Source organism: Leifsonia sp. 115AMFTsu3.1, assembly GCF_004362795.1.
GTDB lineage: Bacteria > Actinomycetota > Actinomycetes > Actinomycetales > Microbacteriaceae > Leifsonia.
Genome location: NZ_SNYB01000001.1, coordinates 2,151,981 through 2,171,694, shown reverse-complemented (window position 1 = coordinate 2,171,694; position 19,714 = coordinate 2,151,981). Strand labels below are relative to the sequence as shown.

The 19,714-nt window shown below is 69.1% G+C and carries 21 protein-coding genes and 1 tRNA gene; 8 read left to right on the top strand and 14 right to left on the bottom strand.

The window, feature by feature from the left end; genetic code table 11:
* Positions 1-247 precede the first annotated feature (247 nt).
* From AXZ95_RS10455 to AXZ95_RS10445, 3 genes are all read left to right on the top strand, one after another.
* Positions 248-2,176 carry an alpha/beta hydrolase gene (locus AXZ95_RS10455; protein ID WP_231374407.1) on the top strand — a complete coding sequence of 643 codons (1,929 nt, stop codon included), beginning with the start codon at positions 248-250 and terminating at the stop codon, positions 2,174-2,176.
* Positions 2,177-2,325: 149 nt separating this feature from the next.
* Positions 2,326-2,886 (top strand): hypothetical protein, encoded by a 561-nt coding sequence (locus AXZ95_RS10450; protein ID WP_018190987.1) that lies wholly within the window; start codon positions 2,326-2,328, stop codon positions 2,884-2,886.
* Positions 2,887-3,032: 146 nt separating this feature from the next.
* On the top strand, positions 3,033-3,740 hold the full coding sequence (locus AXZ95_RS10445; RefSeq protein WP_231374406.1) for a hypothetical protein: 708 nt from the start codon (positions 3,033-3,035) through the stop codon (positions 3,738-3,740).
* Between the two features lie 210 nt (positions 3,741-3,950).
* On the opposite strand, the gene AXZ95_RS10440 is transcribed toward AXZ95_RS10445, so the two are convergent.
* From AXZ95_RS10440 to AXZ95_RS10430, 3 genes are all read right to left on the bottom strand, one after another.
* Complete coding sequence (locus AXZ95_RS10440; RefSeq protein ID WP_018190985.1) at positions 3,951-4,313, bottom strand: YciI family protein; 363 nt, start codon at positions 4,311-4,313, stop codon at positions 3,951-3,953.
* A gap of 91 nt (positions 4,314-4,404) precedes the next feature.
* Positions 4,405-5,148 (bottom strand): class I SAM-dependent methyltransferase, encoded by a 744-nt coding sequence (locus AXZ95_RS10435; protein ID WP_018190984.1) that lies wholly within the window; start codon positions 5,146-5,148, stop codon positions 4,405-4,407.
* A gap of 193 nt (positions 5,149-5,341) precedes the next feature.
* Positions 5,342-7,207: a sensor domain-containing diguanylate cyclase gene (locus AXZ95_RS10430; protein WP_018190983.1), complete on the bottom strand. Its 1,866-nt coding sequence runs from the start codon at positions 7,205-7,207 to the stop codon at positions 5,342-5,344.
* 321 nt (positions 7,208-7,528) lie between these two features.
* Between AXZ95_RS10430 and AXZ95_RS10425 the strand changes: the two genes are divergently transcribed.
* Positions 7,529-7,744, top strand: a complete 216-nt coding sequence (locus AXZ95_RS10425) for a hypothetical protein (protein WP_018190982.1) — start codon at positions 7,529-7,531, stop codon at positions 7,742-7,744.
* A gap of 18 nt (positions 7,745-7,762) precedes the next feature.
* On the opposite strand, the gene AXZ95_RS10420 is transcribed toward AXZ95_RS10425, so the two are convergent.
* On the bottom strand, positions 7,763-8,152 hold the full coding sequence (locus AXZ95_RS10420; protein WP_018190981.1) for a RidA family protein: 390 nt from the start codon (positions 8,150-8,152) through the stop codon (positions 7,763-7,765).
* 189 nt (positions 8,153-8,341) lie between these two features.
* Between AXZ95_RS10420 and AXZ95_RS10415 the strand changes: the two genes are divergently transcribed.
* Both AXZ95_RS10415 and AXZ95_RS10410 read left to right on the top strand, forming a co-directional pair.
* Positions 8,342-8,737, top strand: coding sequence for a hypothetical protein (locus AXZ95_RS10415; protein ID WP_018190980.1), 396 nt, complete (start codon positions 8,342-8,344; stop codon positions 8,735-8,737).
* A 270-nt stretch (positions 8,738-9,007) separates the two neighbouring features.
* The gene (locus AXZ95_RS10410; RefSeq protein ID WP_018190978.1) at positions 9,008-9,493 is read left to right on the top strand and encodes an FBP domain-containing protein; all 486 of its coding nucleotides are present in this window, start codon (positions 9,008-9,010) and stop codon (positions 9,491-9,493) included.
* 49 nt (positions 9,494-9,542) lie between these two features.
* Here AXZ95_RS10410 and AXZ95_RS10405 read toward each other — a convergent pair whose 3' ends face one another.
* The gene (locus tag AXZ95_RS10405) at positions 9,543-10,430 is read right to left on the bottom strand and encodes a class II glutamine amidotransferase (protein ID WP_018190977.1); all 888 of its coding nucleotides are present in this window, start codon (positions 10,428-10,430) and stop codon (positions 9,543-9,545) included.
* Positions 10,431-10,549: 119 nt separating this feature from the next.
* Here AXZ95_RS10405 and AXZ95_RS10400 point away from each other — a divergent pair, with 119 nt between their 5' ends.
* A complete protein-coding gene (locus tag AXZ95_RS10400) occupies positions 10,550-10,774 on the top strand; it encodes a hypothetical protein (RefSeq protein WP_231374405.1) in 225 nt (74 codons plus the stop codon).
* Here AXZ95_RS10400 and AXZ95_RS10395 read toward each other — a convergent pair.
* The 7 genes from AXZ95_RS10395 to AXZ95_RS10365 form a co-directional block, all read right to left on the bottom strand.
* Positions 10,739-11,425, bottom strand: coding sequence for a YrhK family protein (locus tag AXZ95_RS10395; protein WP_018190975.1), 687 nt, complete (start codon positions 11,423-11,425; stop codon positions 10,739-10,741). The two genes, AXZ95_RS10400 and AXZ95_RS10395, sit on opposite strands and share 36 nt — an antisense overlap.
* A 50-nt stretch (positions 11,426-11,475) precedes the next feature.
* Entirely contained in the window at positions 11,476-12,090 is a 615-nt protein-coding gene (locus tag AXZ95_RS10390; protein ID WP_231374404.1) for a universal stress protein, read from the bottom strand.
* 27 nt (positions 12,091-12,117) lie between these two features.
* Positions 12,118-12,546 (bottom strand): VOC family protein, encoded by a 429-nt coding sequence (locus AXZ95_RS10385; protein WP_018190973.1) that lies wholly within the window; start codon positions 12,544-12,546, stop codon positions 12,118-12,120.
* Between the two features lie 116 nt (positions 12,547-12,662).
* Positions 12,663-13,730 (bottom strand): zinc-ribbon domain-containing protein, encoded by a 1,068-nt coding sequence (locus AXZ95_RS10380; protein ID WP_018190972.1) that lies wholly within the window; start codon positions 13,728-13,730, stop codon positions 12,663-12,665.
* 118 nt (positions 13,731-13,848) lie between these two features.
* Positions 13,849-14,601 (bottom strand): methyltransferase, encoded by a 753-nt coding sequence (locus AXZ95_RS10375; protein ID WP_018190971.1) that lies wholly within the window; start codon positions 14,599-14,601, stop codon positions 13,849-13,851.
* An 80-nt stretch (positions 14,602-14,681) separates the two neighbouring features.
* Positions 14,682-16,970: a glycoside hydrolase family 3 C-terminal domain-containing protein gene (locus AXZ95_RS10370; RefSeq protein ID WP_018190970.1), complete on the bottom strand. Its 2,289-nt coding sequence runs from the start codon at positions 16,968-16,970 to the stop codon at positions 14,682-14,684.
* Between the two features lie 61 nt (positions 16,971-17,031).
* Positions 17,032-18,348: an MFS transporter gene (locus AXZ95_RS10365; RefSeq protein WP_018190969.1), complete on the bottom strand. Its 1,317-nt coding sequence runs from the start codon at positions 18,346-18,348 to the stop codon at positions 17,032-17,034.
* A gap of 99 nt (positions 18,349-18,447) precedes the next feature.
* On the opposite strand from AXZ95_RS10365, the gene AXZ95_RS10360 reads away from it, so the two are divergent.
* On the top strand, positions 18,448-19,086 hold the full coding sequence (locus tag AXZ95_RS10360; RefSeq protein WP_166645322.1) for a TetR/AcrR family transcriptional regulator: 639 nt from the start codon (positions 18,448-18,450) through the stop codon (positions 19,084-19,086).
* On the opposite strand, the gene AXZ95_RS10355 is transcribed toward AXZ95_RS10360, so the two are convergent.
* Together AXZ95_RS10355 and AXZ95_RS10350 are read right to left on the bottom strand one after the other, a co-directional pair.
* Positions 19,046-19,118, bottom strand: a tRNA-Val gene (locus AXZ95_RS10355). The two genes, AXZ95_RS10360 and AXZ95_RS10355, sit on opposite strands and share 41 nt — an antisense overlap.
* A gap of 118 nt (positions 19,119-19,236) precedes the next feature.
* A complete protein-coding gene (locus tag AXZ95_RS10350; protein WP_018190968.1) occupies positions 19,237-19,707 on the bottom strand; it encodes a peroxiredoxin in 471 nt (156 codons plus the stop codon).
* Positions 19,708-19,714: the final 7 nt, after the last annotated feature.

Genomic DNA, 19,714 nt, shown 5'->3' with positions numbered 1-19,714 from the left:
GGATCGGCGGTGTCGGAGGGAGCCGTTGGACGGTTCGAGGCGTATTGGGTTTCCGGTCAGATGGCCGTCGATGACCTGATCGAGACGTTGGCCGGAGCTCTGGAGCAGGCGGCCGCGTCGTATGAGCGGCGCGATACCGAAGACGCTCAGAGCCTGACGAGTCGCGGGGGTCAGTTCGTTGGGTTCTAGGGCGGAGGATTGGTCGCCGGTCGGGTACGAGGCGGACCCGACGCCGGGTGATCGGGAGATGGTGGAGGCGCTGGGCACCCATCTTCGGACGTGGTCGGAGCGGTTGGATCGACAGGCGGAGGTGTCGAGGAACGTGCTGGATACCCGTCTGGGTGCGGCGTCGTGGTCGGGTTTGGCTGCGGATGTGTTCTCGGACAGGTTGCGTTCGCTCATGTCGTCGGCCTCGGATGCCGCTGCGCGACATGCCGAGGGGGTTGCGGCGGTGACCCGGTGGTCGGGGTCGATGGGGCTGGCGCAGAGCGATGCCGATCGGGCGTTGCGGGACGCGGAGGACGCACTGGCGGATCTGGAGCTGGCGCAGGAGTCGGTCGCGGCATTGGGGGTCGAGCATGCCGCTCTGCTGTCGGCGCTTCGTGCGGTGCAGAAGGCGTACGCCTCCACCGAGAAGCCGCCGCCAGGCAAGAGCGCACCCTCGGCCGGGGATGTCTCGGCCGCCCGCCGGCGCGAGCAGGAGGCCAGCGCAAACCTGACGACGGCGCGGTTCGCGGTGGAGGACGCGCAGGAACGTCTGGAGGATGCGAAGCGGAGGGCCCGGGACGCCAAATGGGAGTACGACGCGGGCGAGAAGGTGTTCGCGGACGCGTTGGATGCGGCGTTGCACGGTGCGTTGACGACCGTTGCGAAGCCGGAACTGCAGGCGTTCGCGTCGATGGTGGGAAAGCTGTCGAAGATCTCACCGACGGCGAGCGTGAACGCCACCCTGCTGGACACGCTGAAGAGCCTGACACCCCAGGAATTGGCCAGCCTGGTCGCCGACGACCCGCAGATCCTGCAGCAGTTCTGGCAGCACCCACCGTCCCCGGACCAGGTCGCGACGTGGTGGACGGGCCTCGGGCCCGAGGCGCAGCGGGCGTTCGAGGCGGCCGTACCCGGGGTGCTGGGCAACCTGGCGGGACTGCCGTACGCGGTACGCGGTCGCTGCAACCTCGAGATCTACAAAGACTTCGCTAAAGAGGCGCAGCTGCACCCGGGCAGCCTGACGCCCGAGCAGAAGAAGGTGCTGGCCGCACTCAAGAAGGTGCTTGCCGATCCGACGGCGTCATTGGTGTGCCTCAACCTGGACGCGTCGGTGCCGATGGTCGCGGTCGGGTACGGCGATCTGGACACGGCCGACACGGTGACATGGGCGGCACCCGGCATGCTTTCCGATGCCGCCGACGCGACCAAGGGGTGGTCCCAGGCGGCGAAGAACCTCTACAACGAGCAGCGCAGACTCGACCCCGGTCGTTCGCATGGGGTGGTGGGCTGGTTGGGGTATGACACCCCGGACCTGGTGACGGTGAACAACCCTGCGGCAGCGCAGAACGGTTCATGGCGGTTCGCGACCGAGCTGGACGGCACCCACGCCACCCGCGCCGCCAAGCCCGCGTACGTATCCGTCCTGGCACATTCGTATGGCACGACGATGGCGGCGGATGCGCTGACCCACACCAAGCATCCGGTCGATTCGTTCACCATGCTCGGCTCCGCCGGAATCGACACCCAGGTGGTGAAGTCGTTGTCGGACCTGCACGTGAAACAAGCAAGTGGTTCTGCTGCCATCTTCACGACGGCGGCCGAGTTGGACTATCTCGCCCCCTTCGGGTCGACGGTCGGAGGTCGCGCCGAACCCAACCCGGAAGCGGCTTTCTCTCCGGCAGCAGCCGCAGCGAACGCGGTATTGGTGATGCCGCCCAAGGTCATGGGCGGCGCGCAATCGTTCTCCTCCGAAGGCGCTGTCCTCCCCGGCGGTGACGTGCTGGAACCGACGAAGGGTCATAGTGCGCTTGGCGGGACTCCAGGCGAGAACGACCCGAACCTGATGAACGGGATCGCACCCGTGGGCCATGGGTATCTCGACCCGGGTACAGAAGCGTTGCGAAACGCGAGTTATACGACGATCGGTTTGCCCGGGAAGGTCGTGGGCGGATTGAGGCCCACCAAATGAGCGGCGTCCCAGGACATCTGGGCTCTGTCGCAAGACTGTCAGCCGTAGTCGCCGCCGCAGTACTAGCCGTGTCGTTGTTAGGAGGATGTATGTCTGTTCCTGCTCTGCGTGATCCTGTCCCGCGTACCCCGGAGGGCCCGGAGAAGACCATGACCGAGTTGCTGGCGCAGTGGGTAGACCTCACCAATGCCGCAATCGAAGCGACGGGAGACACCGAAGGATGGAAGGAGGACACGCCCTTAGCGACGAGCAAGCAGTGGGACCCCGCCTCGGAGAACGTGAGCCTGGCTCCCTGCGGGAGTGTTGGGTCGAAGGAGGCGAGTCAAGTCGCCTCCATCATCTTCCACGCAGCGTTCGAGGACGATCCGCATCCGATCGCGGACACGCTCACCGCGTACTGGGAGAGCCAAGGCTTCACCGTGACCAGAACCGTCGACTGGGCGGACGGGAAAGGCTGGATGGACATCGCGATCCGGGCTGAGCGGGCCGACGGCGTCTACTACGGTCTCACCGCGACGACCGAGCTTGTGGCCATCGACGTGTACACAGAATGCTCAACGGACCCGTCGATCGATGCGTGGGCGGAGGAACGGGTGCAACGAAGACTCGATTCTCTCCACTCGACCCCGACCCCGACCCCGTCGTCGGCTGCGGAAACCGGCATCGCGGACACCGTAGCGGATATCGACGACCGGTTCTGGGGATTCTGACGCGTGACAGCGCAAACAGGTCCCCGCCAACTCTTGACGGTTTCCGTCCACCGAATCGAGACCCGGGTGTCTACGGATACCGACCACGTCGCCTTCATCGGGAGCGGCCAGCCCGGGAGAGTCGAAGGCGACATGAGGCACTCCTGATGAACCACCCGGTGCGTGCGATCGTAGGTCGGGCCGTGAAGAAGTACTGTGTCGCGGTCGTGATGATCGTAGTGGTGTCGTCGTTAGGAGGATGTATGTCTGTTCCCGATCTGCGTGACCCTGTCCCGCACACCCTGGATGGTTCGGAGAAGACCATCACGCAGTTGCTGACCCAGTGGGAGGACCTCACCAACGCCGCGATCGCGGCCACCGGGCACACCGAGGGCTGGTTCCGCGGACCCATGCAGGACAAGAAGCCATGGGACCCGGCGGCCGAAGAGGTAGGCCTGGCACCGTGCGCCACAACCACATCGGACGACGCCTCCCAGGTTTCAGCCATCGTTACCCACGTCGCATTCGAGCATGATCCGCATCCCATCGCGGATAAGCTCACCGCCTACTGGGAGGCCCAAGGCTTCACCGTGACCAGAACCGTCGACTGGGCTGACGGAGAGGGTTGGATGGACATCGCGATCCGCGCGGAGCGCTCCGACGGGGTCTATTACGGTCTCACCGCCACGACGCAACAGGTAGGAATCGACGTACTGACGGAGTGCTCAGCTGACCCCTCAATCCATGAGTGGGCGGAGGAACGCGTGCAACAGAGGCTCGATTCTCTCTACTCGACCCCAACCCCATCATCGGCTGCCGAAACCGGCGTAACGGACACCGTAGCGGATACCGACGACCGGTTCTGGGGATTCTGACCTGTGACGGCAGGAACGGCCCCCCGTCAACTCTTGACGGTTTCTGTCCTCCGAATTGAGGACTCGACGGCCCGCGGGTTAGCGTTGTCGAGGCCCGGGGATGCCGGACCGACGCGGATACGAATTCTCAGCGAAAACGTCTCAACCCGACGCGAAACGGAACGGCATCCCGGGAAACCCTCTCCCCTGTGTTGCGCAGCGCGCGCGGCGTCAGCCCGCGCTGTGGTCGACCAGCGGCTGCACCTGCACCCCGCTGTGGTCGTGCCGGGCCTCGGCGAGGCCCGACGCCAGCGCGACGGCCGCGTCCCGGTCGGGCACGTCGATGACGTAGAAGCCGCCGACGACCTCCTTTGCCTCGGTGAACGGGCCGTCAACCGCGATCGGCTCCCCGTCGTCACCGCGCCGGACGGTCACCGCGGTCTCCGGCCCCTGCAGCTCGCCGGACGCGACCACGGCATCCCCCGCCTTCTGCCAGAACTCGCGGTGGGCCGAGTCGATCTCCGCGCGCTCGTCGGCGGACATCGCCTTCCAGCGGTCCGCGTCGCCCTGGATGAGAATGATGAACTGGCTCATCGGTCATGCCTTCCTGTTGTCGGAACATCTTCTGACCAGACGTCGAACGAATACGCCGGAAATCGACACGGCCGCCGGGATGCGAGCGTCCTCACCCGGCGCGCTCGAGGACGATGAGGGGGGTCCGGTAGTGCTCGGTCACCGTCCCGCCGAGGTCGCGGACCGCGCGAGCGGCCTCCTCGGCCTCCGCCTCAGACCAATCGCTGAACGTCGTGAACAGCCCGCGCACCCCGTCCTCGTCGAGATCGATGGACCAGGCGAACTCGGCCACATGCGACGCACGGAAGTGCCCGCCGGACTCCAGCAGCCGGGCCCACTCCGCCGTCTGCGACTCGTCCGGTCCGGGCCGGGGCGGCGCATCCCGCCGGTCGACGATCGCCTGCACCCGCTCACGGAACGGCGTCGGCGCCACGGATGCGTCCCCGTAGGCGTTCCGCCAGACCGCCAGGTGCCCTCCGGTCACCAGTGCGGAGTGCAGCTTCGGCAGCACCACGCCGAGGTCGAACCAGTGCACCGCGGTCGCGATCGTCGCGAGGGTGAAGGATGCGGTGGGCAGGTCCGCCTCCTCCGCGGTCGCCGCGATCACCCGCACATCCGGAAGCCGTTCGGCGAGCCGTGCCGCCAGCGCCGCGCCCGGCTCGACGGCGGTCACCTCCATCCCCGCCTCCACCAACCCTCGGGTCGCCTGCCCGCTCCCGGCGCCCAGATCGAGCGCCCGTGCGCCGGCAACCAGCAGCCCGAGCTCTGCGAGCCGCTCCCACAGCGCAGCCGGATACGGCGGCCGAGCGCGGTCGTACAGGTCGGCGTGCCGATCGAAATGCATCGGGTCGGGCATGCGCCGACGATACCGCGCACCGCCGCCGGGCGGACATGGCGAGGTGCCCGTTGCGACGGAAGCATCGGGCACCTCTGCGCACGGATCCCGTATCCCCCACCATGCGCAATCGTCATCGTGGCGGACTCGCGCACGACCGCGAAAGACGGTGGACGCGGTGGTCCGCCGGCGACCCGGGGCGCGGTGGCCGCGGTCAGAGCGACACGCGGTTGCGGCCCTGCTTCTTCGCCCGATACATGGCGGCATCCGCCGCGTCGAGCAGCTGCTTCGCCGTGAGCCCCGACTCGATGGGCAGCACGCCGCACGACGCCGTCACGGTCATCGGGCCGCGCGCGGTGTCGATCGGCAGTGCGATCTCCTGGACCAGCCGCGCGGCGAACCGCTCGCCGTCCTCCGGCGTCACACCGACGCTGAGCACCACGAACTCGTCGCCCGCCAGGCGGGAGATCACGTCGGTGGCGCGGCTGCCCCCGGTGAGGCGCTCGGCGACCGTCCGCAGTACGGCATCCCCGGTCTCGTGCCCGTGCCGGTCGTTGATGGCCTTGAAGCCATCCAGGTCGAGGAACAGCAGCACGCCCCCGTCACCCTGCACGACCGCGGACTCGAGGCGGTGCTCCAGGGAGCGCCGGTTGTGCAGGCCCGTCAGATGGTCGATCAGCGCGAGCTGGGCGAGTCGCGCCTCCTGTCGGCGATCGAGTGCACGGGCGAGATCGCGGCCCAGCTCCCGCGCCTCCTCGGGGATGGTTCCCCACGCCAGCGCCGTGCCCTCCACGCTCTGCCGCCACTCCGAGAACGACCGGCGCGGTGACAGCGGGGTGTCGCGGTTCTCCGGGCTCTGGTCGCCGAGCCAGCGGATCACCTGCGTGACCTCATGCCGGAAGAACAGCAGGACACCGTGAGCGCCGACCGGGACCACGAGCAGTCCCGCGAAACCGGGCATCAGCGCTGCCAGTGCGGGATGGGTGCGCTGCAGCTCGCTCGTGTGGAACGGTTCGATCCCGACGGCGGAGAGCAGCAGGCTGCGGTCGATCGTCGGGACGTCGCCCACGCTGCGGCTCACCCCATCAAGAGCCAGCACCGCTCCATCGGCGCCGACCAGCCGGCACAGCTCGTCTCCGCTGTCGACCAGCGTCAGCAGCGGTTCAGCGGACGACGGGATGCCCGCGAGCACCGCCGCGCGCTGCTCGCGGATGGTGAGGTCACGGCGCAGCCGCGCGATCGACTCGAGGGCGGTGAGCTGCAGGGTCAACTGGGTGGCGAGTACCTCCAGCGCGCGGCGGAGCAGGATGGGCATGCGCCGCTCGGTCCTGTGCGCGCAGGTGATCATGCCGGTCAGCCGGTCGTCCTCGATCAGCGAGAACGACACCGTGGACGCCTGCCCCATGTTGCGCATGAACTGCAGGTGGTGGGGCGAGACCGCCCGGAGCTCGCCGCTGCTGAGGTCGAGCGGCGGCACGTTCTCGTCGACGGACACGAGCGGGGTGCCGGCGTCCTCGGTGCTCACGATCTGGCGAGACAGCTTCGTCAGGTACAGCGAACGCGCCTGTTGCGGGATGTCGGATGCGGGAAAGTGGAGGCCGCGGTACGACTCCATGTCGGGCTCGGACGCCTCCCCCGCGACCTCGCCATGGCCGTCCTCGAAGAAGCGGTAGACCATGACGCGGTCGAACCCGCTGATCCGCTTGACCTCCTCGGCCGCCGCCTGGCGAAGCTCCGCCGCACTCGCGACGAGCCCCAGCGACCGGATCGCGCCGACCACGGACGCGGTCGGCAGATCCCGTGTGGTCGCAGCCGGCTCCAGCTCGATGACGACCTGCTCGCCCAGGCGGTGCGTGATGGCGTCGTACGGCTCGCCCTGCAGGTCGACGCGGACCGGGTCGCCGTGCGTCTCGGCCGCGATGCTCCACTCCAGGGTGGGACTTCCGAGCTCGGACACGGAACGGCCGAGCCACTGCGCCGCGTTCTCGCTCGCGGTCACGATCTCGTAGGTCGCCGCGCTGACGACCAGCAGCATCCCGAACGACTGGATCCGGCCCGGGGTGCGGATCGGCTCCTTCACACACTCTTCGAGTCTCCGAAGCTCCGACGCGTCGGGAACCGCACCACCATCCACCACCTCTCGACCCTAGCCCAGACCTGCGCGCCGCGTGACCGGGGCGGACATCCGTCGCGCCGCCTGAGGTCGCCTCCCTTTTCGGCACGGTGCGAAAGGGAGGGGATCCTGGTCGGCTTCCCAGTGTGTCGCGACAAAGGGAGGGGATGCGACCCGCCCCGCCGCCCAGCACCTCCGTTTCCGCCGCGGAGCGGAGCAGTGGACGAGCCGGGGGTGTGCTGCGGGTGCCGGGCGGTGGATGATGCCTACAGACACGGAAGGACGCACATGGACGAGACTGCGAACACCGATCGCTCCGAATACCCCGACGACGCCGGCTACCCCGACGGCCAGGGCACCCTCGACGAAGGGACCGGCGCCTTCCGCGGCCCGACCGGCGACGAAGCGGCCGACGACGGCGGCCGTGACGACACGGGACTCGAGGGCGAGGAGGTCGTCGAGGAGCTGTCCGAGTTCGACGGGCCGGATGAGCGGGACGAGTAGCGAGCGGCCAGTGGCCGCCTAGCGCGGAACCGCCGCCACCGCGTCGATCTCCACCAGCGCACCGGGCCGCGCCGGTGCGACGGTGAGCACCGTCACCGCGGTCCGCTGGTCGCCCCACACCGCCCGCGTCGCCCCGTACGCGTCGGTCGGGTCGATCCCGGGCGCCAGGTGGATGGTGAGCTTGGCGACCTGCTCGGGCCCGCTGCCTGCCTCTTCGAGCACGGCGAGGAGGTTGCGGAGCGCCTGCTCCGTCTGAGCGGCGAGTCCGTCCAGCAGGGCGCCCTCCGCATCCACCCCGTTCTGGCCGCCGACGAAGAGCAGCGGACCCGATGGGACGATCATCCCCTGCGCGAAGGCCGGGCTGCGGTACAGCTGGGGCGGGTCGACGGGGGTCGGTGTCTCGGACATGGCGCGTCCTCCCTGGTGACGTCTGGTGAGTCTCCAGTGTCCCGCCGACCCCTGACACCGCGGCTGCCGAATCGCAGGCGGGGTACGGTTCCTCCCCCGCGACTGACGGATCCGGCGCGCCTGCCGACTATGACTGAGGAAGGGCGGACGCCTCGCTCCGCCGTACTGTCTCCGACCCCGAGGAATCCCGTGTCTCAGCCGCTCTCCGCCGCCCGCACCGCACCGACCGTCATCACCGCCTCCTTCTGGCTGTGGATCGCCAGCACGGTGGTGAGCCTGATCGCGTTCGCACTCCTTCTCCCCGGCCTGTTCGGCGCCGCGCCGGACGCGGGCGGGATCGCCGCCGGCTCCGTCGCCGGAGCGATCATCGGCTCCGCGCTCCGCGTGTTCCTCGCGATCTACCTGCTGCGCGGAGCGAACTGGGCGCGCATCGTGCTCACCGTCATCGGCGTGGTGGTTCTGCTCACGGGCATCCCGTCGCTCCTGACCGGCGACCTGCTCGGGCTGCTCGTCGTACTCATCGTCGTCGTCGCCGCCGTGCTCATGTGGCTGCCCGCGGCGCGCCCGCACTTCCGCCGGGCCTGAGCCCGGGCGGCTGTCGCGCCTCGCTGTTGACAGCCCCCGGTAGAGTGGATGTGTGAACCCGCTCATCTCGCAGCCTGACGCCGCCCTCGCGGCCGCCGGGCGTCTGGAGGTCGTCGGCGCGCTCAGCGCCGGCGTCAGAGCGTTCTGACCCCGTTTCGGTGATCTCTCGCGTGCACAGCGCGCGATCCGTTGCCGCGGCATGCCCGCGCGCGGACCATTTCCCCCATCGGCTCGACCGATGACGGTTTCAGACATGTCAGGCGTTCATTCATGCATTCATTGACCGAGCAGCAGCTCCGTTCCTCCTTCGTCAACGCGTCCCAGCGCGAGCGCAAGGAGCTCACCATCCCCGACCTGGCGCTGGTGCGCTGGGACGACATCGACTACCTCGGCTGGCGCGACCGCAAGCTGCCCGCCCTCGGGTACGTTGTGGCCGAGATCGACGGCGAGCCCGTCGGCGTCCTCCTGCGCCAGGCGGAGGGCCGCGTCCGATCGCGTCCGCAGTGCTCCTGGTGCGAAGATGTGCACCTGCCCAACGAGGTGCTCTTCTTCATCGCGAAGCGCGCCGGGAAGGCCGGCCGCAACGGCAACACCCTGGGCACGCTGGTCTGCGCCGAGTTCCAGTGCTCGGCCAACGTCCGGAAGCGACCGCCGACCGCTTACGTCGGCTTCGACGTCGAGGCGGCCCGCCTCGCCCGCATCGAGGCTCTGCGGGAGCACGTCGACGCGTTCGTCCGCAGGGTGATGGCCGAGTGAGAGCCGTCCGGTGAGAGCCGGCGAGGAGGACCTGGGTGAGGCGGCCCCGTCAGGCCGCCTCACTCAGGAACGGCTCGTGCCGGTATCCATCGTCGTCCAGCACGGCGACCGTGTTCTCCGGCACCTCCACGAAGGCGCCGGGCATGTCGTTGAGCGGCTCGGAGACGACGACCTTGGCGTGGTCGCCGAACACGTCCAGCCGGGCTGCGTCCGGGAACATCTCCCGCAGCTCCGGCACGGCCACCGAGTGGAAGAGCGAGCGGCTGCGCTGGGCGGACGAGTAGCGGAACGCCCACATCCTGGTCCCGTCGGACACCGCGAACGTCCCCTGCACCGGGAACTGGATGCCGTGCGTGTGCCCGGTCTCCTCGACGAATCGCAGCGCCCGCCCGAGGCCGGCGACCGGGTCGTCCATCAGCCCCATCGTGAGGGCAACGTAGAACAGGGTCTCCGTGTCGGTCGTCCCCTGGATGAGCGGGAACAGCTCCGAGTCGACCGAGAATGCCAGGTCGCGCTTCATCTTCGTGAAGCCGTCGAGGAATCCGTTGTGCATGAACAGCCAATTCTGATAGCGGAACGGATGGCAGTTCGACTGCTGGATGGGCGGATGCGCCGCGGCCCGCACGTGCCCGAAGAACAGCGGGCTGGCGATGGCGTTGGTGAGCTCGTGCAGGTTCTCGTCGTGCCACGCCGGCTCGATGCTGTGGAACAGCGCGGGGATGTTGCCCTCGCTCGTATCCTCCGGGTACCAGCCGAAACCGAAGCCGTCGCCGTTCACGGTCTCCGCGCCGAGCGGCGAGTTGAGCGACTGGGCGACCAGGGAGTGCTGCGCGTCCAGGATGAGGACGGCGGGTTTCAGGGGCTCCCCCGAGTATGCAAGCCAGCGGCACATGACGACCTCCTCGAACGTGGTGGGCCCTGCGGACGGCTTGACCATAACCCCGGTCCGGCAGCCGCGGGAATACACCACTTCCGCCGACGGCGCGGCGGGCGACCACGCCGTCCTGGAGCTGTCAAGGGATGGCCGCGGAACGCTCGGTCTACTTGGCTGGACACATGAAGACGCACGCACGGTTCCTCCGTCAGGGGCTGGAGGTGACGGAGATCTCGAACCACGAATGGCGGGTGAGTGACACCCGGTTCGCCGAGATCGGTGCTCCGGACGTGGTCGGCTTCATCCTCCAGCTGGAGGGGATGTTCGAGGTGACGCAGATCGGCCGGCCCGGCCAGCGCACCTATTTCCGTTCATTCGACGCCGCTCTGGACGCTCTGCGGTCCTGATCGCCTCCGGTCCCGGCGGCGTGCCCGCACGGGGATCGCGCGACGGCTGAGCACGGCGGCCACGAGGAAGCACGCCGCGCCGAGGAACGTGCCGACGTTCGCCCAGAACAGGCTCACCAGCGACCCCGTCGACGGGATGACGTAGGCGCCGACGGCGGAGAACGCGAACAGCACGGAGCCGAGCATGTTCAGCCAGGTGCCGTGCCAGGTGCGTGCGCGGGGATCCCACAGGCGGTCCCGGTCGACGGTCGCGACGACGGCGAGGGCGCTGGCGACCAGGAAGCAGATCGAGCCGAAAGCGTCCGGCCGCCAGCCGCTTCCCACCCGGGCCGCATCGTTGACCGCGGTGAGGAGCGCCTCGGTGGTGCTGACGTTGAAGAACAGGGTGCCCGCGAACTGGATGGCGGCCGCCCACCAGTCGAACAGGTCGGGGCGCTCGCCTCCGCGTCGTGGCGGCTTTCGGCCGCTCAGCGCCAGCTGTACGAAGGCGGCGGCCGTGAAGAACAACGCGCCGACGAAGAACGTGACGGCGGCGATGACCGGGCCGACCGCCTCCTGGTAGTACGGCACTGCGCCGATCAGGAAGAACAGCGACCCGATCGCGAACCCCCAGGCCTCCCGCCTGAGTCGGATGGCGCGTTCTGCCGGCATGGTCGAAGACTAGGGCGCGGGATGCGTTCGGCGGCAGTGGGTCGTTCGGCTCACGCGAGCGTCGGACCGTTCCGGTCTTTCGTCACCGGCACGACCACGACCGGGACGGTCTGGTCGTGCGTCAGGTGCGCTCCGACCGATCCGGCCAGCCAGTTCTCCAGGGTGTGCGAGAACCCGCGGCGGTGCGTGCCGACCACGATGATCCGCGCGTCGACCTCGACGGCCAGCCGTGCGAGCGCCTTGGCCGGATCGCCGGCGAGCAGGCGGAGCGCCCAGTTCGAGGGCTTGTCCGGCCTTTCGTCGAGCGCTGATCCGATGGCGGCCGACAATGCGAGGACCGCTTCGCCCTCGCCGGATCCGACCTCCGTGGGGTGCAGTGACTCCCCCGCGACGTCGGATGGATCCCATTCGGTCAGGTAGCTGTCCTCCGAGACGTACGCGCACAGCAGCGGACGCTCGAACTCGACCGCCAGGCGCGCCGCTTCGTCGAGCACCGCCCGGGCCTGGCCGCGGTGCACCCCGACGATGATCGCGCCGCTGAGGTCCGGATCGCTCGGGTCCGGGTCGCTCGGGTCCGGGTCGCTCGGGTCCGGGTCGCTCGGGTCCGGGACGCTCGGGTCCGGGTCGCTCCGGTCCGGAGCAGCATCCGCGGGAGGCTCGTCCATCTCGACCACCACCGATCCGGTGCCGGCCTAGGCCTCCGCCGCCTGCGGCGTCCCGGCGATGTTCACCAGCCACTGCACGCCGAAGCGATCGACCGCCATGCCGAAGCTGTCGCCCCAGGGAGCCTTGTTGAGCGGCTCGACCACGGTGCCGCCGTCGATGAGCTTCTCCCAGTAGCCGGTCAGCTCGGCCTCGTCGTCGCCGCTCAACGAGATGCTGATCGCGCTGCCCTCGGTGAAGTCCATGTGTGCCGGGACGTCCGCAGCCATGAGCGTGAAGCCGCCCGGTGTCGTCAGCTGCGAGTGCATGATCAGGTCGTTGTCGGCCGGGTCTTGAGCCATCTGGAACTCGGCGAAGGTGCTGCGTTGCACCTCTCCACCGAAGACCGACTGGTAGAAGTCCATCGCCTCGCGCGCGGACGAACGGAAGTTCAGGTACGGGTTGAGTGTCGACGGCATGGTGTCCTCCTCGTGAGAGCTCCGGAGAGCCGGTAGGTGCCGGTTCGCCGCCCAGCGTAGCGAGCACCCGCCGCCCGGGACCAGAGCCTTCAGGCACGAGAAGGCATGCGATGCGCTCAGCGCAGGTACGCCGCGACGAACAGGTCGCCGCGGATCTCCCCCAGCCGCGCGACGATCCGGTCCACCAACGCGTCGGTGACTCCGCCGGCGTGCACGTCGTAGGGGCCGATCGGCTGCAGCTTGCCGCAGCGGACGCGCACTACTTCCCATCCCGATGCGCGCAGCAGACGGTCCTTGCGACGGTCCGAGGTCTCGCGCGGACCGACGTGCTCGAGTCCATGCCGCCCGGTGGTGTCGTACTCGATCGCGACGCGGAGTTCGGGCAGCAGGATGTCGGGCCACACCTCCAGATGAGAGTGGAAGGGCTTGGCGACCCGGACGGCGTTCTTCGACAAGTCGATGTCCAACCGCTCGGCGAGACGCCGCTTCAGTTCCGGTTCGGCCGCGGAGGCGGGCGTCGGCGCCCAGGGGCTGACGAACGCCTCACCGACCGGCACCGCGTCCGCCCCGGCGCGGGCATGCCGGCAGATCGGGCACCTCCTGCCGCCGAGGATGCGCTCGATGCTCGTCTGGTACGACGGATGCCCCTTCTCGCACTGCCACGAGAACGTCCCCGCGGTGCTGTTCGCGTCGGACACGGCGACGCGCGACCCGGGGGCGGCCATGCTGACCAGTTGCTCGCGCGTCAGCGGTTCGCGATCGAGTCGACGACACAGGTAGCAGCGATCATCGGCCGGGTCGTTCTCGATCCTCCGCAGGTCGCGGGCGTGGCCGCACACGTGCAGTCCGGCGTCCGGCTCCACTGCCCGCACCGGCTTCGGCGCCGCGGCCTCGGCGCACCGCGGGCACCACGCCGAGCGACGCCGCGTTCCACGGGGCCGAGCCCGCTGCTCCTCCGGGGTCGCGACGAACCGGTGACCGGAGTCGCACTCCCACACCAGGTAGACGTCGGCCGCGGGCGGCACCTGCGTCAGCGTGATCCCATGGTTGAGGTCGGGGTGGTACTGGCGGACGAGCACGGGATACCGCTCCCAGTCGGTGCGGTACCGCCCGACCTCGTAGGGCACGGCGACGCCCTTCGACCACTGGCGGCGCGCCCACCACTGCTCGACGCTCTCCGGCACGGCATCCCTCCTCATCCCGAGGCTAGAACGCACCACCGTCACTGCACCCCCGCGATTCGTGCCGAATGTGCGCTTTCGCGGCGCCAGAGCGCACATTCGGCACGAATCTGCGGGCGGCTCAGAGCACGAACGGGAGGAGAGCGCGCCGCTCAGAGGGGTAGTCCGGGAACGTCTCGCGGTACCAGCGGTGGTTCGCGAACGCCCGGGGCGCCAGGTTCGCGAACGTGTACAGCGCGAATGCGGTGCCCGCGAGAGACCAGGTGGCGATCGCCCATCCCGTCCACTCGATCATCTCGCCGAGGTAGTTGGGGCTGGAGACGTACCGGAAGCCGCCGCCCTGAGGGATGCGGTACCCGCCTCCCGACCGTCGCAGCAGCCGCAGCGTGCTGTCGGAGCGCGCATTCAGGGTCAACCCGCCCGCGAACAGGACGACGCCGGCCCAGAACCGCCAGTCCCCCAGCCACGACACGGGATAGCTCCCGTACTCCGAGATCCACCGCGCGTTGACCCACGCGTTCAGCAGGTTGAAGCCGATCGCCAGCAGCATCACGAGCACGGGCATGCGCGACCCGGAGCGCATCAGGAACGGGTAGACGAACGCCCGGTAGACGTAGTGCACGAGCCAGAGCGCCAGGAACAGCAGCGGCACCGGGTCGAAGCGGTGCGATCCGAGCAGGTAGAACACCACGAAGAGGATGGACGCGGGCGCCTCCATGACGACCCAGCCGACCCGCGCGGGCACCGTGGGGCCCCATCCACCGCGGCCGTGCCGCCCGCCGTACGGCGCGACGATGAACAGCAGCGCGACGAACGTCACGACGGCCAGCGCGATCTCGGCGTAGACGAACCAGCGGTAAGGTCCCTCGGGCATGCCGCCAGCCTATCCACGCGGCAGCCCGGCAGGACGATGCCCCGGTCCGCCGAGCTGGACTCGACGGACCGGGGCCGGCGTCACTGCTGTTGCGCGTTCGCGGCGGCGAGCAGCGCGTCGATCATGTCGGGCGTCACCTGGCCACCGGACATCATGCCGACGCGGCCGATCGGGAACGACGACATCATCCGCTCCATCGACACGCCTTCCGGCATGATCGACGACGCGCCGTCGAGCAGCTCCGACATCCCCGCCAGCGCTCCCTGCACCATCGGGCCGGCGACGGGATGCGCGAGCACCTCGCCGAGTGACGACTCACGCGTGAGCGGCAGCCGCACCTCGTCTCCGTCGATCGCCGCAGCCACCGTGGCCCGCAGGTCACGACTGGAGGCGCCCACCTCGATCGTGTACTCGCCGCCCTCGACCACCCAGCGATCGGCGCGAACATCCCAGTACGCCAGGTCCTCCCGTCGGACCGTCACCGCGACCTCACCGGAGGCGCCCGGCTCGAGCTCGATCACCCCGAAGCCCTTGAGTTCCCGCGGCGGACGCTGCACGTGCGACCCGGCGAGCGACGTGTACACCTGCACGACCTCGCGACCGGAGCGCTCCCCCGTGTTCGTCACGGTGACGCGAACCTCGATGTCGCCGGATGCGGTCACGGATGCGCTGGCGTCGCCGTACGAGAAGGTCGTGTACGAGAGGCCGTGTCCGAACGGGTACTCGACCTCCATCCGGCGCGCGTCGTACCAGCGGTAGCCGACGAACAGGCCCTCGCCGTACCGGACGTGTCCCTCCTCCCCCGGGAAGTTGAGGAACGCCGGCGTGTCCTCCAGCCGCAGCGGCACCGTCTCGGTGAGCTTGCCCGACGGGTTGACCGCGCCGAACAGCACGTCCGCGGTGGCGGAGCCGCCTGCTTGGCCGAGCAGCCAGCCCTCTACGATCGCCGGGACGGTCCTCGAGAACGGGAGCGTCACCACGCCGCCGTTGGACAGCACGACGACCGTGCGCGGGTTGGCCGCGACCACAGCATCGATGACGGCCAGCTGATCCGCCGGCAGGTCGATGTCGTCGCGGTCGTAGCCCTCGGACTCCAGCCGTGCGGGCAGCCCGGCGAAGATGACCGCCACGTCAGCGGTGGATGCGGCCGCGACCGCTTCGTCGCGCAGTCGCGACGACTCGTCCGCATCCACCTCGGCCGCGAGCGAGAACCCGGGAGCGTAGGCGACATCCCGGGCGACCGCGCGGATCGCGGTGAGGGCGTCGTCGAGCCGGGTGGGGCGGATCATCGACGAGCCGGCGCCCTGGTACCGCGGCTTCTCGGCGAACGCGCCGATGACCGCGATCGACCGGTCGGCGGCGAGCGGGAGAAGCGGGCGGTCATCGGACGCCGGGACGTCGTTCTTCAGCAGCACGATGGATCGGCCGGCCGCCTCCCGGGCCAGCGCGTGGTGGGCGTCCACGTCGAGCGGACCCTCCACGCGCTCCGTGTCGGCCCACCGGGTCGCGAGCTCGGCCACCCGGGCCGCCGACGCATCCAGCACGGACTCGTCGAGCGATCCGTCGGCCACCGACGCGACGACCGCGGCATCGCTCAGCCCGGCGTTGCCCGGCATCTCGAGGTCGAGCCCGGCGCGCAGGGCGGCGACCCGGTCGCTGACCGCGCCCCAGTCGGAGACGACCAGACCCTGGAAGCCCCACTCGTCGCGCAGCACGTCGGTGAGCAGCCACCGGTTCTCTGACGCGAACACGCCGTTGATGCGGTTGTACGAGCACATCACGGTGTGCGGCTGGGCGTCCTCGACGACGCGCTGAAAGCCGCGGAGGTAGATCTCGCGCAGCGGGCGCGGGTCGACGTCGGAGGAGGAACGCATCCGGTCGTCCTCCTGGTTGTTCGCGGCGAAGTGCTTCAGCGACGCACCGACCCCCTGCGACTGGATGCCGCGCACGAGCGCAGCGCCGAGAACGCCGGAGACGATGGGATCCTCGCTCAGGTACTCGAAGTTGCGGCCGCACAGGGGCGACCGCTTGATGTTGATGCCCGGGCCCAGGAGGACGGCGACATCCTCGATGGACGACTCGACGCCCAGCGCGGTGCCGACACGCTCGACCAGCTCGACATCCCACGAGGAGCCGAGGGCCACCGCGGGCGGGAAGCAGGTCGCCGGAACGCTGTCGCCGATCCCCAGGTGATCGCCGCCCTCCCGCTGCTTGCGGAGGCCGTGCGGGCCGTCAGTGAGCATGACGGACGGGATGTCGCCGACCGCCTTCGTGCGCCAGAAGCTCTCCCCGCTGGTGAGCGAGGCCTTCTCCTCGACGCTGAGCCCGGAGATGTCGGCGGCGGTGGCCGCCGTGGTCGTGTCTGTCATGTGTTTCCTTCCGTGTGGTGCGTGGAGCAGTGAGACTGAGAAGCGGTGAGGTCGGTCGGGGTCAGCGGGTCGCCTTGATGGGCCAGACGGCCAATGCCCCCAGGATGCCGAGGACGATCCCGATGGGGAAGAGCCCGGCGTATCCGAAGGCGAGCACGATCGCGCCCGCGACACCGGGGGCGAGGGTCTGCGGCAGCGTCGCTGCGATGTTGACGACCCCGAGGTCCTTGGCGAAGGACTTCGCCGACGGCAGCACCTCGCTCATCAGCGCCGTATCCACTGCCTGGAACATCCCGAAGCCGAATCCCGAGATGGCCGTCATGATGAACCAGGCGGTCAGGTCGGGCCAGAGCCACGGCAGCAGGAAGGCGACGCTGACGACGGCCGCCGAGGCGAAGACGAACGGCTTGCGGCGGCCGAAGCGGTCGGAGAGCGGGCCGGAGATCACGGTCGAGATGATGATGCCGGCGAGGCTGATCAGCCCGAGCAGCGGGATGACCTGCTCCGGGTGTGCGACATGGAAGTAGTCGGTGAGCAGGAAGAGCTGGTACCCCGTGACGGCGAAGTACCCGGTGTAGAGCAGCAGCCGTCCCGTGAACGCCCAGAAGAAGTCGGGATGCGCGATCGGGTTGACCCAGAACGTCCGGAGGAACTCGCCCAGGGTGAACGGCTCCCGTTCGAGTGCCCGGCTCGAGTAGTCGGGGTTCGCCACCACGAAGAGCGTCAGGACGACGAGCGAGGACACGGCGAAGAAGACATACCCGACCGCGATGCTGTTGAAGAACAGCGAACCGACGATCTGGCCGCCGAGCGCGCCGACCATCAGGCCGATCCCGGAGAGCGCGGCGAACGTGCCGCGGCGCTTCAGTGGCACCCGGTCGGGCATGACCGCCGTGAGCGGGCCCTGGGCGAAGTTGTAGCAGATCTGGACGAGGGTCCAGGCGATGATCACGCCGACGAGCGAGTTCGCGAACGCGAGGCCGATCAGCGACAGGCCGCCGGCGAGCGACCCGAGGAGGATCCACGGCGCTCTGCGCCCGAAGCGCGAGCGCGTGCGGTCGGAGATCTGACCGGCGATCGGCTGGGCGATCATGGCCGCGAACGCGCCGATGGTGGCCACGATCGTGAGGTTGGCGACCTTGTCCTGCTCGCCGAACAGCTGCGTGATCTGCTGCGGGAGGAGGATGCCGGGCAGCGCGCCCCAGATCAGATAGATGCCGAGGTTGGCGGGGATGATCCACACCATCAGCCGGCGGAGGCCCTTGATGGGCGCAGGCGGGTCGTCGTTGCCGGAGGCGGTGCCGACGAAGGTGTTGGTCGTGATCGGTGTCGGTTCGGCGGCGGGTTCGCCGAGCGGGACGGAGGTGTCTGACGTCATTGTCGAAGGGGTTCCTCTCACCATCCACCGTGGACGGTGGGAAAACCATACGTCACTCGGTTTTCAGAAAGCAAGCGCTGTTCGGTTTATGGTGGAGGCATGGCACGACGAGGTTCCTACGCGAAAGGCGTGGCGAAGCGGGACGAGATCCTGGAGCGCGCGCTCGAGGTGATCGCCCGCGAGGGCATCCGCGGAGCGTCGGTGAAGGAGCTGGCGGATGCGGTGGGCCTCAGCCAGGCCGGCCTCCTCCACTACTTCGACAGCAAGGAGGAGCTGTTCACGGCGATCCTCCGCAAGCGCGACGAGGTCGACAGCCGCCGCTTCGGCGACGTGGACGAGGAGCCCTCGCTCGACCGCATCCGCGATGGCTACGTCGGAATCGTGCGTCACAACGCCGAGGTTCCGGGCCTGGTGCAGCTGTTCTCGCGCCTGGCGGTCGACGCGGGCGACCCGCAGCATCCCGCCCACGACTACTTCGTCGAGCGCAGTGCGGCCCTCCGGCAGACCTTCGCCGCGGCGCTGGAGGAACGGCAGGCTGGCGAGGGCGTCGGGAGCAGGGTGGACCCGGACACGCTCGCGCGCATCCTGCAGGCGGTCTCCGACGGCATGCAGCTGCAGTGGCTGCAGGACCCGTCGGTCGACATGGCCGCGACGGTAGACGCGCTCTTCGAGCTGCTCGCGCCCGGCGAGAAAGGTGTGGGCCCTGCCGGGTTCGAACCGACGACATCCACGGTGTAAACGTGGCGCTCTACCAGCTGAGCTAAAGGCCCCTAACGCCCCTCCACCCTACCGAACCCCTCGCGAGAGATTTGCGCCAAATCTCTGTTATGCGTGTCTCATAACCGAGATTTGCGCCAAATCTTCGCCACGCGGAGGGCGTAATGCGGGTCAGACGTGGGCCGGGAGGCGGTCGAGCGCTGCGCGGTACGACTCGATCGAGCGGGCCTCGCCCGGCGCCGTGATGAACGACGCACGGATGATGCCGCGCTCGTCCACCAGGAAGGTCGCGCGGTTCGCGAAGCCCTTCTCGGGCAGGAAGACGCCATACTCCTTGGCGATGTCGCCGTGCGGCCAGAAGTCCGCGAGCAGCGAGAAGCCGTAGCCCTCCTGCTCCGCCCACGCCCGCAGCGTGAACTTGGAGTCGACCGAGACGCCCAGCAATTCGACCCGGTGGTCCTCGAACAGGGAGATGTTGTCGCGCAGAGCGCACAGCTCGCCGGTGCAGGTGCCCGAGAACGCGAGCGGGAAGAAGACGATCGCGACGGCCTTCCGGCCACGGAAGTCGCTCAGTCGAACCGTCTCCCCGTACTGGTTGAGCAGTTCGAAATCGGGTGCGAGCGTGTCGTTCTCTAGAGCCACGATGACA

Bases quoted from the DNA above. Each gene is read 5' to 3' on its own strand.
- AXZ95_RS10405 (WP_018190977.1), bottom strand. From the start codon at position 10,430: ATGGTCAAGCCGTCCGCAGGGCCCACCACGTTCGAGGAGGTCGTCATG.
- AXZ95_RS10400 (WP_231374405.1), top strand. From the start codon at position 10,550: ATGAAGACGCACGCACGGTTCCTCCGTCAGGGGCTGGAGGTGACGGAG.
- AXZ95_RS10385 (WP_018190973.1), bottom strand. From the start codon at position 12,546: ATGCCGTCGACACTCAACCCGTACCTGAACTTCCGTTCGTCCGCGCGC.
- AXZ95_RS10390 (WP_231374404.1), bottom strand. From the start codon at position 12,090: ATGGACGAGCCTCCCGCGGATGCTGCTCCGGACCGGAGCGACCCGGAC.
- AXZ95_RS10445 (WP_231374406.1), top strand. From the start codon at position 3,033: ATGAACCACCCGGTGCGTGCGATCGTAGGTCGGGCCGTGAAGAAGTAC.
- AXZ95_RS10375 (WP_018190971.1), bottom strand. From the start codon at position 14,601: ATGCCCGAGGGACCTTACCGCTGGTTCGTCTACGCCGAGATCGCGCTG.
- AXZ95_RS10425 (WP_018190982.1), top strand. From the start codon at position 7,529: ATGGACGAGACTGCGAACACCGATCGCTCCGAATACCCCGACGACGCC.
- AXZ95_RS10455 (WP_231374407.1), top strand. From the start codon at position 248: ATGGTGGAGGCGCTGGGCACCCATCTTCGGACGTGGTCGGAGCGGTTG.
- AXZ95_RS10440 (WP_018190985.1), bottom strand. From the start codon at position 4,313: ATGAGCCAGTTCATCATTCTCATCCAGGGCGACGCGGACCGCTGGAAG.
- AXZ95_RS10365 (WP_018190969.1), bottom strand. From the start codon at position 18,348: ATGACGTCAGACACCTCCGTCCCGCTCGGCGAACCCGCCGCCGAACCG.
- AXZ95_RS10410 (WP_018190978.1), top strand. From the start codon at position 9,008: ATGCATTCATTGACCGAGCAGCAGCTCCGTTCCTCCTTCGTCAACGCG.
- AXZ95_RS10435 (WP_018190984.1), bottom strand. From the start codon at position 5,148: ATGCCCGACCCGATGCATTTCGATCGGCACGCCGACCTGTACGACCGC.
- AXZ95_RS10420 (WP_018190981.1), bottom strand. From the start codon at position 8,152: ATGTCCGAGACACCGACCCCCGTCGACCCGCCCCAGCTGTACCGCAGC.
- AXZ95_RS10370 (WP_018190970.1), bottom strand. From the start codon at position 16,970: ATGACAGACACGACCACGGCGGCCACCGCCGCCGACATCTCCGGGCTC.
- AXZ95_RS10360 (WP_166645322.1), top strand. From the start codon at position 18,448: ATGGCACGACGAGGTTCCTACGCGAAAGGCGTGGCGAAGCGGGACGAG.
- AXZ95_RS10395 (WP_018190975.1), bottom strand. From the start codon at position 11,425: ATGCCGGCAGAACGCGCCATCCGACTCAGGCGGGAGGCCTGGGGGTTC.
- AXZ95_RS10450 (WP_018190987.1), top strand. From the start codon at position 2,326: ATGACCGAGTTGCTGGCGCAGTGGGTAGACCTCACCAATGCCGCAATC.